This is a genomic window from Pseudomonas oryzagri, from assembly GCF_020831405.1.
In the GTDB taxonomy this organism is placed as follows: domain Bacteria; phylum Pseudomonadota; class Gammaproteobacteria; order Pseudomonadales; family Pseudomonadaceae; genus Geopseudomonas; species Geopseudomonas oryzagri.
Genome location: NZ_JAJHPU010000036.1, coordinates 97,323 through 113,124 on the forward strand (window position 1 = coordinate 97,323; position 15,802 = coordinate 113,124).

12 protein-coding genes are annotated in these 15,802 nt (G+C 67.8%); 4 read left to right on the forward strand and 8 right to left on the reverse strand.

The genetic code is table 11. The annotated features are described in order from the left end of the window. The first annotated feature begins 83 nt into the window (after positions 1-83). From dnaB to LMJ29_RS12690, 3 genes are all read left to right on the forward strand, one after another. On the forward strand, positions 84-1,478 hold the full coding sequence (gene dnaB, locus LMJ29_RS12680) for a replicative DNA helicase (protein ID WP_229605880.1): 1,395 nt from the start codon (positions 84-86) through the stop codon (positions 1,476-1,478). Positions 1,479-1,814: 336 nt separating this feature from the next. Beyond that, the gene (alr, locus tag LMJ29_RS12685; protein WP_229605881.1) at positions 1,815-2,888 is read left to right on the forward strand and encodes an alanine racemase; all 1,074 of its coding nucleotides are present in this window, start codon (positions 1,815-1,817) and stop codon (positions 2,886-2,888) included. A gap of 224 nt (positions 2,889-3,112) precedes the next feature. Next, entirely contained in the window at positions 3,113-5,392 is a 2,280-nt protein-coding gene (locus LMJ29_RS12690; protein WP_229605882.1) for a YgiQ family radical SAM protein, read from the forward strand. 182 nt (positions 5,393-5,574) lie between these two features. On the opposite strand, the gene betA is transcribed toward LMJ29_RS12690, so the two are convergent. The 8 genes from betA to LMJ29_RS12730 all read right to left on the reverse strand — a co-directional run bounded on the left by betA (position 5,575) and on the right by LMJ29_RS12730 (position 15,464). Continuing rightward, on the reverse strand, positions 5,575-7,260 hold the full coding sequence (gene betA / locus LMJ29_RS12695; RefSeq protein ID WP_229605883.1) for a choline dehydrogenase: 1,686 nt from the start codon (positions 7,258-7,260) through the stop codon (positions 5,575-5,577). 54 nt (positions 7,261-7,314) lie between these two features. Beyond that, positions 7,315-8,787: a betaine-aldehyde dehydrogenase gene (betB, locus tag LMJ29_RS12700; RefSeq protein ID WP_229605884.1), complete on the reverse strand. Its 1,473-nt coding sequence runs from the start codon at positions 8,785-8,787 to the stop codon at positions 7,315-7,317. A gap of 231 nt (positions 8,788-9,018) precedes the next feature. Continuing rightward, positions 9,019-9,609: a transcriptional regulator BetI gene (gene betI / locus LMJ29_RS12705; protein ID WP_229605885.1), complete on the reverse strand. Its 591-nt coding sequence runs from the start codon at positions 9,607-9,609 to the stop codon at positions 9,019-9,021. 147 nt (positions 9,610-9,756) lie between these two features. After that, the gene (locus LMJ29_RS12710) at positions 9,757-10,602 is read right to left on the reverse strand and encodes a glycine betaine ABC transporter substrate-binding protein (RefSeq protein ID WP_377657007.1); all 846 of its coding nucleotides are present in this window, start codon (positions 10,600-10,602) and stop codon (positions 9,757-9,759) included. A gap of 188 nt (positions 10,603-10,790) precedes the next feature. Continuing rightward, positions 10,791-11,741 carry a choline ABC transporter substrate-binding protein gene (locus tag LMJ29_RS12715; RefSeq protein ID WP_229605887.1) on the reverse strand — a complete coding sequence of 317 codons (951 nt, stop codon included), beginning with the start codon at positions 11,739-11,741 and terminating at the stop codon, positions 10,791-10,793. A gap of 35 nt (positions 11,742-11,776) precedes the next feature. Further along, a complete protein-coding gene (locus LMJ29_RS12720) occupies positions 11,777-12,670 on the reverse strand; it encodes an ABC transporter permease (protein ID WP_229605896.1) in 894 nt (297 codons plus the stop codon). After that, positions 12,670-13,866 carry a quaternary amine ABC transporter ATP-binding protein gene (locus LMJ29_RS12725; RefSeq protein WP_229605888.1) on the reverse strand — a complete coding sequence of 399 codons (1,197 nt, stop codon included), beginning with the start codon at positions 13,864-13,866 and terminating at the stop codon, positions 12,670-12,672. Before LMJ29_RS12725 ends, LMJ29_RS12720 begins: the two co-directional genes overlap by 1 nt. 683 nt (positions 13,867-14,549) lie before the next feature. Then, complete coding sequence (locus tag LMJ29_RS12730) at positions 14,550-15,464, reverse strand: glycine betaine ABC transporter substrate-binding protein (protein WP_229605889.1); 915 nt, start codon at positions 15,462-15,464, stop codon at positions 14,550-14,552. A gap of 270 nt (positions 15,465-15,734) precedes the next feature. Here LMJ29_RS12730 and LMJ29_RS21080 point away from each other — a divergent pair. Next, positions 15,735-15,802, forward strand: a 68-nt coding sequence (locus LMJ29_RS21080; protein WP_150124714.1) for a serine dehydratase beta chain, incomplete at its 3' end; no start/stop codon positions are given.

Consider the following 15,802-nt stretch of genomic DNA (forward strand, 5'->3'; position numbering starts at 1 on the left):
GCCGGGCAGCTAACATCGGGCACGCCCTGCACCTGCAGGCGTGCCCTTTGTCTTTCTGCACTACGTGAACAGGTAGGGAAGCGATGAACGAGAGCAGTGTCCCCGCGCAATACGACCTGGAGACCGCCGCCCTCAAGGTGCCGCCGCACTCCATCGAGGCCGAGCAGGCGGTGATCGGCGGCCTGATGCTGGACAACAACGCCTGGGAACGGGTGCTGGATCTGGTCTCCGACGGCGACTTCTACCGCCACGACCATCGGCTGATCTTCCGCGCCATCTACAAGCTGGCCGAACGCAACCAGCCGTTCGACGTGGTCACCCTGTCCGAGCAACTGGACAAGGAGGGCCAACTGAGCCAGGTCGGCGGTCTGGCCTATCTCGGCGAGGTGGCCAAGAACACCCCCTCGGTGGCGAACATCAAGGCCTACGCGCAGATCATTCGCGAGCGCGCCACCCTGCGCAAACTGATCGGCATCAGCAACGACATCGGCGACAGCGCCTACAACCCGCAGGGCCGCGGCGCCGACGAGATCCTCGACGAGGCCGAGCGCAAGATCTTCGAGATCGCCGAGTCGCGGCCGAAGACCGGCGGCCCGGTGGGCCTCAACGAACTGCTGGCCAAGGCCATCGACCGTATCGACACCCTGTTCAACACCCACGAGGCGATCACCGGCATTTCCACCGGCTTCGCCGATCTGGACGAGAAGACCAGCGGCCTGCAGCCGGCCGACCTGATCATCGTCGCCGGCCGTCCGTCGATGGGTAAGACCACCTTCGCCATGAACCTGGTGGAGAACGCCGTGCTGCGCAGCGACAAGGCGGTGCTGGTGTACTCCCTGGAGATGCCCGGCGAATCGCTGATCATGCGTATGCTGTCCTCGCTCGGCCGCATCGACCAGACCAAGGTGCGCTCCGGCCGCCTCGACGACGACGACTGGCCGCGACTGACCTCGGCGGTCAACCTGCTCAACGAACGCAAGCTGTTCATCGACGACACTGCCGGCATCAGTCCCTCGGAGATGCGTGCGCGCACCCGTCGCCTGGTGCGCGAGCATGGCGAGCTGGCGCTGATCATGGTCGACTACCTGCAGCTGATGCAGCTCGGCGGCGGCGGCGGCGAGAACCGCACCAACGAGATCTCCGAGATCTCCCGCTCGCTCAAGGCGCTGGCCAAGGAATTCAACTGCCCGGTGATCGCCCTGTCGCAGCTCAACCGCTCGCTGGAGCAGCGCCCCAACAAGCGCCCGGTCAACTCCGACCTGCGCGAATCGGGCGCCATCGAGCAGGACGCCGACGTGATCATGTTCGTCTACCGCGACGAGGTGTATCACCCGGAGACCGAGCACAAGGGCGTCGCCGAGATCATCATCGGCAAGCAGCGTAACGGTCCGATCGGCACCGTGCGCCTGGCCTTCCTCGGCAAGTACACGCGCTTCGAGAACCTCGCCCCGGGGATGTACAACTTCGAGGACGAGTAAGAGCCCGCTCAGGGGCTGCTGCGCGTCGGCGATGCTGCGTTGCAACGTAGCGAAGCGAAGTAACAGCCGAAGGCAGGTCCGCAGGGCGAGCGAAGCGAGTCAACCGGCTTCGGACAGTGGCTTGCCACTGAACGCCCGCAAGGGCGGCCCCTAAGGGGCGAGCGGAGCGAGTCATGCTCATTTACACCTCGTAAACTCCGCTTCCTCAGCCGGTTTCGCCTTGCCTCACCTTAGCTCGCGAGCCCCTGAGCAGACTCTGACCGGTAGGCAGATCAAGGAAAACGGGCGCCCAGCGGGTAAGATGGGCGCCCGTTTTCGTTTCGAGGCCGAACCGCCATGCGTCCCCTGGTTGCCACCATCGATCTGTCCGCTATCCGCCACAACTATGCGCTGGCCAAGGCCTGCGCACCGGCGTGCCGGGCGTTTGCGGTGGTCAAGGCCAACGCCTACGGCCATGGCGCGCGCGAGGCGGTCAGTGCCCTGCCGGACGCCGACGGCTTCGCCGTCGCCTGCCTGGAGGAGGCCGGCGAGGTGCGCGGCCTGCACGGCAAGGCGCGGATATTGCTGCTGCAGGGCTGTTTCGAGGCCAAGGAATACCTGATGGCGGCCCAACTGGGCCTCGACGTGGTGGTGCAATGCCGCGAGCAGGCCGAGGCGCTGCTCGGCTGCCACCTCGTCCGGCCGCTGAACGTATGGCTCAAGCTCGATTCCGGCATGCACCGCCTGGGCTTCGCCGCGGACCAGCTGCGCGCCTGGCACGCGCGGCTCTGCGGCGCCGAGCAGGTCGGCGAGCTCAACCTGCTCAGCCACTTCGCCTGCGCCGACCTGCCCGAGCATCCGCTCAACCAGACGCAGCTGGACTGCTACCGCAGCCTCGACGACCTGGCCTTCGCCAACCGCTCGCTGGCCAACTCGGCGGCCGTGCTCACCCGTCCCGAGGCGCATCTGGACTGGCTGCGTCCGGGCATCATGCTCTACGGCGCCAGCCCGTTCGCCGAGCGGTCGGCCGCCGAGCTGGGGCTCAAGCCGGCGATGACCCTGAGCGGCCACCTGATCGCCGTGCGCGAGGTGGCGGCCGGGGAGAGCGTCGGCTACGGCGCCAGCTGGGTCGCCGAGCGGCCGACGCGCATCGGCACCATCAGCTGCGGCTACGCCGATGGCTACCCGCGCAGCGCGCCGTCCGGCACGCCGGTACTGGTCGCCGGCCAGCGCGTGCCGCTGGTCGGTCGGGTGTCGATGGACATGCTCACCGTCGACCTCAGCAACGTGCCCGAGGCCCAGGTCGGCACCGCGGTCGAGCTGTGGGGCGCGCAGCTGCCGGTCGACGAGGTGGCCAGCGCCTGCGGCACCATCGGCTACGAGCTGCTCAGCAAGGTCACCGCGCGGGTGCCGCGCCGCCACAGCTACTGATCGTCGTCCCGTAGGGTGGGCAACTCGCGTAGCGATTGCCCACCGCAGCGATGCGGAGTGGTGGACAAGGCTGCGCCGTTGTCCACCCTACGGCCTCCCACGCACGCGCGCCGTAACCGCGGCAGAAGCTTCGCCCAATCCCGACTCCAGACGTCGGATTTGCTCACTTTTTGTGCTATCCTCCGCGCCCGCGCAATTCCCGCCGAGATTCCCTGGTCATCGCCATGCAAGCCGCCAAGCCGCTGTTCGACTATCCCAAGTACTGGGCCGAGTGTTTCGGGCCCGCGCCCTTCCTGCCGACGAGCCGGGAAGAGATGGACCTGCTCGGCTGGGATTCCTGCGATGTGGTGATCGTCACCGGCGACGCCTATGTCGACCATCCGTCGTTCGGCATGGCCATCATCGGCCGCCTGCTCGAAGCGCAGGGCTTCCGCGTCGGCATCATCAGCCAGCCGGACTGGCTGTCGAAGGACGACTTCATGAAGCTCGGTGCGCCGAATCTGTTCTTCGGCGTGGCGGCGGGCAACATGGACTCGATGATCAACCGCTACACCGCCGACCGGAAGATCCGCTCCGACGACGCCTACACCCCCGGCGGCGTGGCCGGCAAGCGCCCGGACCGCGCCAGCATGGTCTACGCGCAGCGCTGCCGCGAGGCCTACAAGGGCGTGCCCATCGTGCTCGGCGGCATCGAGGCCTCGCTGCGCCGCATCGCCCACTACGACTACTGGCAGGACAAGGTGCGCCACTCGATCCTGATGGACGCCAAGGCCGACATCCTGCTCTACGGCAACGCCGAGCGCGCCATCGTCGAGGTCGCCCAGCGCCTGGCCGCCGGCGAGCCGATCCAGTCGATCACCGACGTGCGCGGCACCGCCTTCGTGCGCCGCGACACCCCCGAGGGCTGGTTCGAGCTCGACTCCACACGCATCGACCGTCCGGGGCACGTCGACAAGATCATCAACCCCTACGTCAACACCCAGGACACCGCCGCCTGCGCCATCGAGCAGGCCAAGGGGGCGGCCGACCGCGGCGAGGTGGACGATCCGTACGAAGCCAGGCCGGTCGAGCTGCTGCCGCATCCCAAGCTCACCCGCGACAAGACGGTGATCCGCCTGCCGGCCTACGACAAGGTCAAGGGCGACCCGGTGCTCTACGCCCACGCCAACCGCGTGCTGCACCTGGAGACCAACCCCGGCAACGCCCGCGCCCTGGTGCAGCGCCACGGCGAGCAGGACGTCTGGCTCAACCCGCCGCCGATCCCGCTGACCACCGAGGAGATGGACTACGTCTTCGGCCTCCCCTACGCCCGCGTGCCGCACCCGGCCTACAACGGCGAGAAGATCCCGGCCTACGAGATGATCCGCTTCTCGGTCAACATCATGCGCGGCTGCTTCGGCGGCTGCACCTTCTGCTCGATCACCGAGCACGAGGGCCGGATCATCCAGAACCGCTCGGAAGAGTCGATCCTGCGCGAGATCGAGGAGATCCGCGACAAGGTGCCGGGCTTCACCGGGGTGATCTCCGATCTGGGCGGCCCCACCGCCAACATGTACCGCATCGCCTGCAAGAGCCGCGAGATCGAGGCCGCCTGCCGCAAGCCGTCCTGCGTGTACCCGGGCATCTGCGAAAACCTCAACACCGACCATTCGGCGCTGATCCAGCTGTACCGCGACGCCCGCGCGCTGCCCGGGGTGAAGAAGATCCTCATCGCCTCCGGCCTGCGCTACGACCTCGCCGTGGAGTCGCCGGAGTACGTCCGCGAGCTGGTCACCCACCACGTCGGCGGCTACCTGAAAATCGCCCCCGAGCACACCGAGCGCGGCCCGCTGGACAAGATGATGAAGCCGGGCATCGGCACCTACGACCGCTTCAAGAAGATGTTCGAGAAGTTTTCCAAGGAGGCGGGCAAGGAGCAGTACCTGATCCCCTACTTCATCGCCGCCCACCCCGGGACCACCGACGAGGACATGATGAACCTCGCCCTGTGGCTCAAGCGCAACGGTTTCCGCGCCGACCAGGTGCAGGCCTTCTATCCCTCGCCGATGGCTTCGGCCACGGCGATGTACCACAGCAAGAAGAACCCGCTGCGCAAGGTCACCTACAAGAGCGACGAGGTGTACATCGTCAAGGGCGAGCGCCAGCGCCGCCTGCACAAGGCCTTCCTGCGCTACCACGACCCGAAGAACTGGCCGCTGCTGCGCGAGGCGCTGAAGGATATGGGCCGCAGCGACCTGATCGGTCCCGCCAAACACCAGCTGATTCCGGCCACCCAGCCGGCGGGCGACGGCAGCTACCAGAGCGCGCGGCGCAAGAACTCCACGCCGGTGGGCAGCAAGAAGGTCGGCGCCGCGGTGGGCCGTCCGCTGCTCACCCAGCACAACGGCCTGCCGCCGCGCGCCAGCGACGGCGGCAAGCCGTGGAGCAAGGGCGAGGAGGGCAAGGCGCAGGCCTTCGCCAAGGGCAAGAAGAAGCCGGCCGGCAAGCGTCCCGGCGCGCGCTGAGAGCCTGCCCACGATTAGCTGCGCGTCGGCCATGCTGCGTTGAAATCGGTTTCGGAATGCTCATTTGCAGCCAGCAAACTCCGCTTCCTCAACCGATTTCGCCTTGCCTGGCTCTAGCTCGCAGGATCGTGAACAGGCTCTGAGATAGGGTGTTGCCGGCGTGCTGCACACGCCGGCGGGTTTCAGCCGCGTACCGGCCGGCCGCGCACCGGCGCGTCGCCCGCCACGTGGTAGCGCGCCTGGCTGCGCGGCAGCGGCTGGCGGCCGCGGATGCGGTCGGCGATCTTCTCGCCGATCATGATGGTGGTGGCGTTGAGGTTGCCGGTGATGATCTCCGGCATGATCGACGCATCCACCACCCGCAGCCCCTCCAGGCCGTGTACGCGGCCCTGGCCATCCACTACCGCCAGGTCGTCCTCGCCCATCTTGCACGAGCAAGAGGGGTGGAACGCGGTCTCCGCGTGCTCGCGGACGAAGGCATCCAGCTCGGCGTCGCTCGTAAGGTTCGGCCCCGGGCTCAGCTCGCGGCCGCGGTACGGGTCGAGCGCCGGCTGGTTCATGATCTCGCGGGTGATGCGGATGGCGTCGCGGAACTCCTGCCAGTCCTGCTCGTGGCTCATGTAGTTGAACAGGATGCTCGGGTGCTGGCGCGGGTCCTTGGATTTGAGGTGGATGCGCCCGCGGCTCGGCGAGCGCATCGAACCGACGTGGGCCTGGAAGCCGTGCTCCTTCACCGCGTTGCTGCCGTTGTAGTTGATCGCCACCGGCAGGAAGTGGAACTGGATATTCGGCCAGGCGAATTCCGGCCGGGTGCGGATAAAGCCGCCGGCCTCGAACTGGTTGCTGGCGCCGATGCCGCTGCCCTTGAGCAGCCACTGCGCGCCGATCGCCGGCTGGTTCCACAGCTGCAGCGCGGGATACAGCGACACCGGCTGCTTGCAGGCGTACTGCAGGTACATCTCCAGGTGGTCCTGCAGGTTGGCGCCGACGCCGGGCAGATCGTAGACCAGCTTGACGTCCAGATCGCGCAGCAGGGCGGCCGGGCCGACCCCGGAGCGCTGCAGGATCTGCGGCGAGGCGATGGCGCCGGCGCACAGCAGCACCTCACGGCGCGCGTGCACGGTGGTCGGCTGGCTGGCGTCGCCGTGCAGGTAGGCGACGCCGATGGCGCGCTTGCCGCTGAACAGGATGCGCTCGGTGAGCGCGTGGGTGACGATGGTCAGGTTGGCCCGGCCGCGCGCCTGGTCCAGGTAGCCGCGCGCGGTGCTCGAACGGCGGCCCTCGGGGGTGACGGTGCGGTCCATCGGGCCGAAGCCTTCTTGCTGGTAGCCGTTGAGGTCCGCGGTGCGCGGGAAGCCGGCCTGCACGCCGGCCTCGACCATGGCGTGGAACAGCGGGTTGTTGCCGGCCTTGGGCGTGGTCACGCTGACCGGGCCGTCGCCGCCGTGGTAGTCGTCGGCGCCCGTGTCGCGGGTCTCGGCCTTGCGGAAGTAGGGCAGGCAGTCCAGGTAGGTCCAGTCCTCCAGCCCCTTGGCCTTGGCCCAGTGGTCGAAGTCCAGGGCGTTGCCGCGGATGTAGCACATGCCGTTGATCAGCGAGGAGCCGCCCAGGCCCTTGCCGCGCCCGCACTCCATGCGCCGGTTGTTCATGTACGGCTCGGGATCGGTCTCGTAGGCCCAGTTGTAGCGACGGCCCTGCAGCGGATAGGCCAGCGCGGCGGGCATCTGGGTGCGGAAGTCCTGGCGGTAGTCGGGGCCGCCGGCTTCCAAGAGCAGCACGCTGACGTCGGCGTCCTCGGTGAGGCGGGTGGCGAGCACGTTGCCGGCGGAGCCGGCGCCGATGACGATGTAGTCGAATTCCTGGGTCATGGAGCATCCCTCGGTAAGCGGGGGCGCCCTCGGCGAGGGCGCGGGAATCGTGGGTCAGAACACCGAGTGGAACTCGCCCAGTTCGACCTGCACCGACTTCAGGCGGGTGTAGTGCTCCAGGGTGGTCAGGCCGTTCTCGCGACCGACCCCGGACTGCTTGTAGCCGCCCACCGGCATCTCCGCCGGCGACTCGCCCCAGGTGTTGATCCAGCAGATGCCGGCCTCCAGGCGGTGGATGATGCGGTGCGCGCCGGCGAGATCCCGGGTAACCACGCCGGCGGCGAGGCCGTATTCGGTGGCGTTGGCGCGGCGGATCACTTCCTCCTCGCTGTCGTAGGTCAGGATGCTCATCACCGGGCCGAAGATCTCCTCGCGGACGATGCTCATCTCGTCCGTGCAGTCGCTGAACACCGTCGGTGCCACGTAGGCGCCGCTGGCATAGGCGCCGGCGGTGACCCGCGCGCCGCCGCACAGCAGGCGCGCGCCCTCGGCGTGGCCCTGGTCGATGTAGCCGAGCACGCTGTCCATGTGCGCGAAGCTGACCAGCGGGCCGAAGTTGGTGGCCTCGTCCAGCGGATCGCCCAGGCGGATGCGTTGCACGCGGGCCAGCACCAGCGCCTCGAACGAGGACTGCAGTTCGCGCGGCACGAACACCCGGGTGCCGTTGGTGCACACCTGGCCGGAGCTGAAGAAGTTGGCCATCACCGCGATGTCGGCGGCGCGTTCGAGGTCGGCGTCGGCGCAGACGATCAGCGGCGACTTGCCGCCCAGCTCCATGGTCACCTCCTTGAGGGTCGAGCTCGATGCGCTGGCCATCACCTTCTTGCCGGTGCTGGTGCCGCCGGTGAAGGAAATCTTGGCGATCTGCGGGTGTTCGGTCAGCCACTGGCCGACCTCGCGGCCGCTGCCGGTCAGCACGTTGAACACCCCGTCGGGCAGGCCGGCCTCGGTGTAGATCTCGGCCAGTTTTAGCGCGGAGAGCGGGGTTACCTCGCTGGGCTTGAAGATCATCGCGTTGCCGGCGGCCAGCGCCGGCGCCGACTTCCACAGGGCGATCTGGATCGGATAGTTCCAGGCGCCGATGCCGGCGACCACGCCCAGCGGCTCGCGGCGGGTGTAGACGAAGCTCGACTCGCGCAGCGGGATCTGCGCGCCCTCGATGGCCGGGATCAGCCCGGCGTAGTACTCCAGCACGTCGGCGCCGGTGACGATGTCCACCGCGCGGGTCTCGGCCAGCGGCTTGCCGGTGTCGAGGGTTTCCAGCTCGGCCAGCTCAAAGTTGCGCTCGCGCAGGATTGCCACCGCGCGGCGCAGGATGCGCGAGCGCTGCATGGCGGTCATCGCCGCCCACACCTTCTGTCCTTCGACGGCGCTGGCCACCGCGCGCTCGACGTCGGCCTGGCTGGCGCGCTGCACGCGGGCGAGCACCTCGCCGTTGGCCGGGTTGACGGTCTCGAAACTGGCGCCGCTGGTGGCCGGCACGTAGCGGCCGCCGATGTAGAGCTGCTGTTCGTCGAAGCGGGGCATGGCGAATCCTCGTAGGCGGTGGTCCGTCCGCGGCGGGCGCGGGGCGGGGATGTTGCCGACGAGGCTACGGCTTTTTTATTGAACGTTCATTCAATAAAACGACAGGGGCAGGCCTGCGGGCGACACGGGCAGTCGTGAGCGCGAGCCGGGCGATGGACGGAACAATGGGCTGCACCGCCGGCGCATGGCGCAGGTGGCAGGGGAACCCGCACGGGAGGAGGGAAGGGGAGCTCAGCCGGCCTTGGCCAGCTGCAGGTCGACGTAGTCGTAGGCGATGCGCAGCGCCTGCTGGGTATCGAAGGCCTGGCCGGACAGCGCGCCGCGCAGCCACAGGCCGTCGACCAGCGCGGCCAGGCCGCGGGCGGCGGCGCGCGCGTCGGCCAGCGGCAGGGCGCGGCGGAACTCGCCGCACAGGTTGGAGTACAGGCGGTGGTCGTTGATCCGCTGCAGGCGCTGCAGCGCGGGGTGGTGCATGCTGCTGGCCCAGAACGCCAGCCAGGTCTTCATCGCCGGCCCGCTGACCTGGCTGGCGTCGAAGTTGCCGTCGACGATGGCACGCAGGTGGGCGCGCGGGCTGGGGTCCTTGAGCGCGGCGCGGCGGCGGCGCACGCCCTGGCCGAGGACCTGCATCAGGTGGCGCATGGTCGCTTCGAGCAGGCCGTTCTTGTCGCGGAAGTAGTGGCTGATGATGCCGTTGGACACCCCGGCGAGGCGGGCGATGTAGGCGATGCTGGCCTCGCCCATGCCGACCTGGTCGACCGCCTCGAGGGTCGCGGAGATCAGCTGCGAACGGCGGATCGGCTGCATTCCGACCTTGGGCATGGGACCTCCGGCTGTCGAGGAAAACGGCGCCTAGTCTGAGGTTTTTTTGTTGAACGGGCAATCAAGTAAAAAGTCGAATATCCGTGCGGTGGAGGCAGAAAATAAAAAAGCGGGCCGAGGCCCGCTTCTTCGCATTACAGCGTCAGCTTACTTGAGCCAGCCGGCGACCCGCTCCGGGTTGGCGGCGACCCAGTCCTTGGCGGCCTGCTCGGGCTTGGCGCCCTCGCGGATGGCCAGCATCACCGCGCCGACTTCCGCGCCGCTCCAGGAGAACTGCTTGAGGAAGGCGGTGGCGTCGGCGGCCTTGTTGGCCAGCGCCGGGTTGATCACGGTGTCGACATGCTCGGCGGCGCCGTAGACCTGCTTGGGGTCCTCGAGGAAGCGCAGGTTCCACTTGGCGAACATCCAGTGCGGAATCCAGCCGGTGACCACGATCGGCTCCTGGGCCTTCTCGGCGCGCGCCAGCGCGGTGGCCATGGCCGGGCCGGAGCTGGCCATCAGCTTGAGGTCGAGGTCGTACTGCTTGATGGCTTCCTCGGTGCGGCGCATCACCCCGGCGCCGGCGTCGATGCCGGTGATCTTGCCGCCGAAGTCCTTGCTGTAGGTATTGAGGTCGTCGATGGTCTTGGCCTTCACGTAATCCGGCACGATCAGGCCGATGCGCGCGTTCTCGTAGTTGGGACCGAGCACGGTGACCTTGTCCTTGAGCTTGGCGTAGTACTCGCCGTGGGTGGCCGGCAGCCAGGCGGACAGGGTGGCGTCGATGTCGCCGCGGGCCACGCCCTGCCACATGATCGCCGGCTCCAGCGGTTGCAGCTCCACCGGGTAGCCGAGCTTGGCTTCGAGGATTTCCCCGGCGACGAAGGTGGCGGCGACGCTGTCGTCCCAGCCGTTGACGTAGCCGATCTTCAGGGTCGGCTTGTCCGCGGCCATGGCAGTGGACAGGCCGAGGGCCAGGGTCAGGGCGCCCAGGCCCTGCATGCAGCGGTTCATCAGTTTGCGCATCGTTCGTTGCTCCATCGGGTTGAGTGGCAGTGCTGGTACTGGCTCGTACGGGTGGAACGGGCCGGCGACGTGCTCCGGTCGCGGGCAAGGCTATGCCCGGCCGGGGCTCGGCCGTCGGCCCCGGGTATCGATTGCGATGTCGTGGCTGCTGGCGCGGCGGGGCCGCGCCGTCAGGTTCACAGGCCGAGGTGCTTCTTTACCGCCGCGGCGCCGTCCTGGCCGTCGTAGGTGGTGACGCCGGCCAGCCACTGGTCGAGGTACTGCGGGTTGGCCTTCAGCCAGGTCCGGGCGACCTCGACCGGGTCCTTCTTGGCCAGCACCTTCTCCATCAGCTGGCTTTCCATCTCGACGCTGAACTGCAGGTTGTTGAGCAGCTTGCCGACGTTGGCGCAGCGCGCCTCGTAGTCCGGCGGCACCACGGTGTAGACCTTGGCGGCGCCGTAGTCGGGGCCGAACACCTCGTCGCCGCCGGCCAGGTAGGTGATGTCGAACTGGGTGTTCATCGGATGCGGTGCCCAGGCCAGGAACACCACCGGCTCCTTCTTCTTGATCGCCCGCTGCACCTGCACCAGCATGCCGGCCTCGCTCGACTCGACCATGCGGAAGCCGCCCAGCTCGTACTGGTTGCCCTTGATCATCTTGTCGATCAGCAGGTTGCCGTCGTTGCCCGGCTCGATGGCGTAGACCTTGCCGTCCAACTGGTCCTTGAATTTGGCGATGTCCTGGAAGCTCTTCAGGCCCGCCTCGGCGGCGTAGCTGGGCACCGCCAGGGTGTACTTGGCGCCCTCCAGGTTGGCCTTCTCCAGCACCTTGACGCCGCCGTCCTTGGTGAACGGCGCGATCACGCTGTCCATCGACGGCGCCCAGTAGCCGAGGAACACGTCGATCTGCTTGTTCTTCACCCCGGTGAAGGCGATCGGCACCGAGGCCATCACCTTCTTCGGCGCATAGCCCAGGCCCTCGGCCAGGGTCATGGCCACGCCGGTGGTGGCGGAGATGTCCGCCCAGCCGATCTCGGCGAAACGCACCTGCTGGCAGCTCTGCGGCTCCTGGGCCCAGGCGCCTTGCGCCAGGGCCAGCGACAACAGCCCGGCGCCGATCAACTTCTTGGTCTTGAACGTGTGCATCTGCGGCTCCCTGTGTGGGTGGCGGAAAGCGGGATTCACGGTGCCGACTGCGGGCGCTGCAGCTTGCAGAACAGCCGGCCGAACAGGCTCTTGCTGGTCGCCGCACGGCGGGTGCCGAAGCTCTCGGTGATGCGGTCGAGGATGATCGCCAGCAGCACCACGGCCATGCCGCTCTCGAAGCCCAGGCCGATGTCCAGGCGCTGGATACTGGCCAGCACGTCGTTGCCCAGGCCGCCGGCGCCGACCATCGAGGCGATGATCACCATCGACAGGGCCATCATGATGGTCTGGTTGACCCCGGCCATGATCGACGGCAGCGCGCTGGGCAGCTGGACCTTGAACAGCAGCTGGCGGCTGGTGCAGCCGAACGACTGGCCGGCCTCGACCAGCTCCTTGTTGACCTGGCGGATGCCCAGGCTGGTCAGGCGCACCGCCGGCGGCATGGCGAAGATCACCGTGGCGATGATCCCCGGCACGCGGCCGAGGCCGAACAGCATGGCCGCCGGGATCAGGTAGACGAACGCCGGCATGGTCTGCATGAAGTCGAGCACCGGGCGGGTGATCATCGCCACCCGCTCGCTGCGCGCCGCCCAGATACCCAGCGGCACGCCGAGCAGCAGGCTGATCAGGGTGGCCGAGAAGGTCAGGCCGAGGGTCACCACGGTCTGTTCCCAGAAGCCGGTCAGCACGATCAGCACGAAGGACGCCGCGGTGAACACCGCGAACTTGGCGCCGATGCGCCACAGGCCGAGGGCGACGAACAGCGAGATCAGCAGCCAGGCCGGCGGCAGCAGGAGCAGTTTCTCGATGGCCTCGGAGAAGCCGCTGACCACCTGGCCGACGCTGTCGAAGGCGCCGCTGTAGTTGTCGAGCAGGTGCTGGACGACGTCGTTGACCCAGCTGCCCAGATCCAGTTTCTCGCTCATGATCATTCCCCCTGCAGGCGGCTGAGCAGCCGGCCCTTGCTGATGGCGCCGGCATAGCGGCCGCGGCCGTCGATCACCGGGATGGGACCTTCGTTGACCACCAGGCGCTCGATGACCTTCTCCAGCGGCAGGTCCTCGGGTACCGGGTCGATCTGCTTGAGCAGATCCTGCTCCAGACGCGGATGGCGGCCTTCCTCGAGCAGCAGGGCGACGCGCTCCAGGCTGATCGAGCCGCGGAAGTTCTTCTGCTCGTCGATGATGAAGGCGTAGTGCTTGTCCATCGCCTGCAGCTCGCGGCACACCTTGTGGGTGTCGGGCGCCTTGCCGTTGTGCACGTAGAGGGGAACGCTGTCGGCCTTGAGGTGGCCGGCGGTGAGGTAGCGGCTGGTGTCGACGGTGTCGAAGAAGTTGCGCACGTAGTCGTCGGCGGGGTTCTCGATCAGCTCGCGCGGGGTGCCGACCTGGACCAGGCGGCCGCCCTCCATGATGCCGATGCGGGTGCCGATGCGGATGGCTTCCTCGATGTCGTGGGAGACGAAGATGATGGTGCGGCGGTGCTTCTTCTGCAGGTCGAGGAGGACGTCCTGCATCTCGCGGCGCTTGAGCGGGTCGAGGGCGGAGAACGCCTCGTCCATGATGATCATCGACGGGTTGACCGCCAGGGCGCGGGCCAGGCCGACGCGCTGCTGCATGCCGCCGGACAGCTCGTGGGGATACTTGTGGGCGAAGCTGGCCAGACCGACCTGTTCGAGCACCTCCATGGCGCGGCGGTGGCGCTCGCCGCGGCCCATGCCGGCGATCTCCAGGCCGAAGGAGGCGTTGTCCAGCACGCTGCGCGAGGGCATCAGGGCGAAGGACTGGAACACCATGCTCATGTCGCGGCGGCGCAGGTCGATCAGCTGCGACTGCGGCAGGCGGGCGACGTTCTGGCCGTCGATGTAGACATCGCCGGCGCTGGGTTCGATCAGCCGGTTGATCAGGCGGATGAGGGTGGATTTGCCGGAGCCGGAAAGCCCCATGAGGACGAAGATCTCGCCTTCCTCGACGCTGAACGACACGTCGCTGACCCCGATCACCGAGCCGGTCTCGGCGAGGATCTGCTCCTTGCTCTTGCCCTGCTTGAGCATGTCGATCGCTTGTTGTGGATGCTCACCGAAAACCTTGAACAGGTTCTGCACCACGATTTTTCCAGACTGCATGGGACGTTTCCCCTTCAGAAGGCTATTGGACCGGCGCCCTGCCAGGCACTGCGCCTCGTGGCAATGCGGGTATGGACGGCCGTTATTGCCTGTTTGGGTGTTGGCACGGTTTCGAGGCGTGGGCAGCGTCCTGCCGGGCAGCAGGGACGGGCATTCGCGCAGCGCCCACCGCGACGCCGGCGCCGCGGGGGCGTCGGTGGGCACGACAAGCGAATGGCGAATGGTCCGGGTCCGGCCGCAAGGCAAACCGCGTTCCAATTCCTCTGGCAGTGTTTCGAAGTCCAGTTCCGCCGGGGTTTCCGGCGGAGTGCACGTACATCCGAAATTTCTTGTTGGGCTGGCGCCTGAAAGGAGGGAGGCCAGCCATATTTAATCCTCGGTCCGGAGAGGTGGGCTCCGGTCTGCCTGGCCTGTTCGGCGGCGGCAGCGACGTAATCTGTGACTCAACGATATAGCCTTGGGATAGTCGCAATTATCGAATTGCGACCCTCGCGTACTGGGCGGCGACATCGGGCCTTGCGGGGCAGGACCCGAGCGCCGGGCGCGACCTTCGCGCATCGGGCCAGGGCCGCGCCGGCCGCGGGCTGCAGGCGGGCGGTGCGCTTTTGGCACGGGCGGCTGGCGAGGAGGACTGGCGAACCGCAAGGGTTCGCCAGCCTGGTGGGGCGAGGGTTGCCGGCGGGTTACTGACGCGGGCTGCCGTCGCGGCGGGTGACGCCCTCCAGCCACTGCGTGCGCGCCTGCGGATTGGCCTCCATCCAGGCCTTGACCTCGCGGCGCGGGTTGGTGTTGCCAGCCTGCACCGCGACCATCAGATGGTTCACCATGCCGATGCTGAACTTGAGGTTCTTCAGCAGACGCGCCGCGTTGGGACACTGCGCGGCGTAGCCGGCGCGGATGTTGGTGTACACGGTGGCGCCGCCGTAGTTGGGGCCGAAGTACTGGTCGCCGCCGGCCAGGTACTCCATGGCGATCTGGTCGTTCATCGGGTGCGGCGCCCAGCCGAGGAACACCCGCCACTGCTTGAGTTCCTGGGCGTGGTGCACGCTGGCCATCATGCGCGTCTCGCCGGCCTCCACCAGGCGGAAGTCGCCGAGACCGAAGGCGTTTTCGTCGATCATCTTCTTGACCAGCTTGTTGCCGTTGTTGCCCGGCTCCAGGCCGATGATCTCGCCCTTGAAGCGCTCCTTGTGGCGCGCCAGGTCGGCGAAGCTCTTCACCCCGCCCTCGTAGGCTTCGCGGGTCACCGCCAGGGTGTACTTGGCGCCCTCCAGGTTGACCGCCAGCATCTCGATGCTGCCCTTGTCCAGATAGGGCTGGATATCGGCGGTCGAGGTCGGCATCCAGTTGGCGAGGAAGGCATCGATCTTGCCGTCGTTCAGCGCCCGGTAGGTGTCGGGGGCCGACAGGCGGCGGATCTCGGTGCGGTAGCCCAGCTCGTCGAGCAGCAGGCGGGCGACGGTGTTGGTGACGGTCAGATCGGTCCAGCCGACTTCGGAGAAGCGCACGACGTCGCAGGTCGCCGGATCGGCGGCCTGGGCCAGCGGGGCACTGGCGAGGGCGGTGAGCAGCAGGCAACGCGGGAACAGCATGTTCATGGGCGCATCCTTTTCCTGAGGGTGGGGGCCTGGTCGCGCGGCAGCGCGTGGCAGGCGGCGATGCAAATGGCAGGTGCGCCGGGTCGGCGTCCAGAGGGGGTGTCGCGGACGGAGCAGTGGAGGTCGCATCGGGAAGCGGCCGTTCGCCGCAGCGTGGTTGACTGTGCCTACTGGCGTCTTTGGATAAGCGCGGGTCGGTATCGGGCGACCGTCGTGGGCGGAAATCCCGAAGATGGCCGCATCGCCATCAGTCAGTTCGGGAGTAACGTCGTGGCCATCAGCGTGTTCGACCTGTTCAAGATCGGTATCGGCCCGTCCAGCTCGCATACCGTCGGCCC

Coding starts and splice junctions, on each gene's coding strand:
- dnaB (WP_229605880.1), top strand. CDS start 84: ATGAACGAGAGCAGTGTCCCCGCGCAATACGACCTGGAGACCGCCGCC.
- alr (WP_229605881.1), top strand. CDS start 1,815: ATGCGTCCCCTGGTTGCCACCATCGATCTGTCCGCTATCCGCCACAAC.
- LMJ29_RS12690 (WP_229605882.1), top strand. CDS start 3,113: ATGCAAGCCGCCAAGCCGCTGTTCGACTATCCCAAGTACTGGGCCGAG.
- betA (WP_229605883.1), bottom strand. CDS start 7,260: ATGACCCAGGAATTCGACTACATCGTCATCGGCGCCGGCTCCGCCGGC.
- betB (WP_229605884.1), bottom strand. CDS start 8,787: ATGCCCCGCTTCGACGAACAGCAGCTCTACATCGGCGGCCGCTACGTG.
- betI (WP_229605885.1), bottom strand. CDS start 9,609: ATGCCCAAGGTCGGAATGCAGCCGATCCGCCGTTCGCAGCTGATCTCC.
- LMJ29_RS12710 (WP_377657007.1), bottom strand. CDS start 10,602: ATGAACCGCTGCATGCAGGGCCTGGGCGCCCTGACCCTGGCCCTCGGC.
- LMJ29_RS12715 (WP_229605887.1), bottom strand. CDS start 11,741: ATGCACACGTTCAAGACCAAGAAGTTGATCGGCGCCGGGCTGTTGTCG.
- LMJ29_RS12725 (WP_229605888.1), bottom strand. CDS start 13,866: ATGCAGTCTGGAAAAATCGTGGTGCAGAACCTGTTCAAGGTTTTCGGT.
- LMJ29_RS12730 (WP_229605889.1), bottom strand. CDS start 15,464: ATGAACATGCTGTTCCCGCGTTGCCTGCTGCTCACCGCCCTCGCCAGT.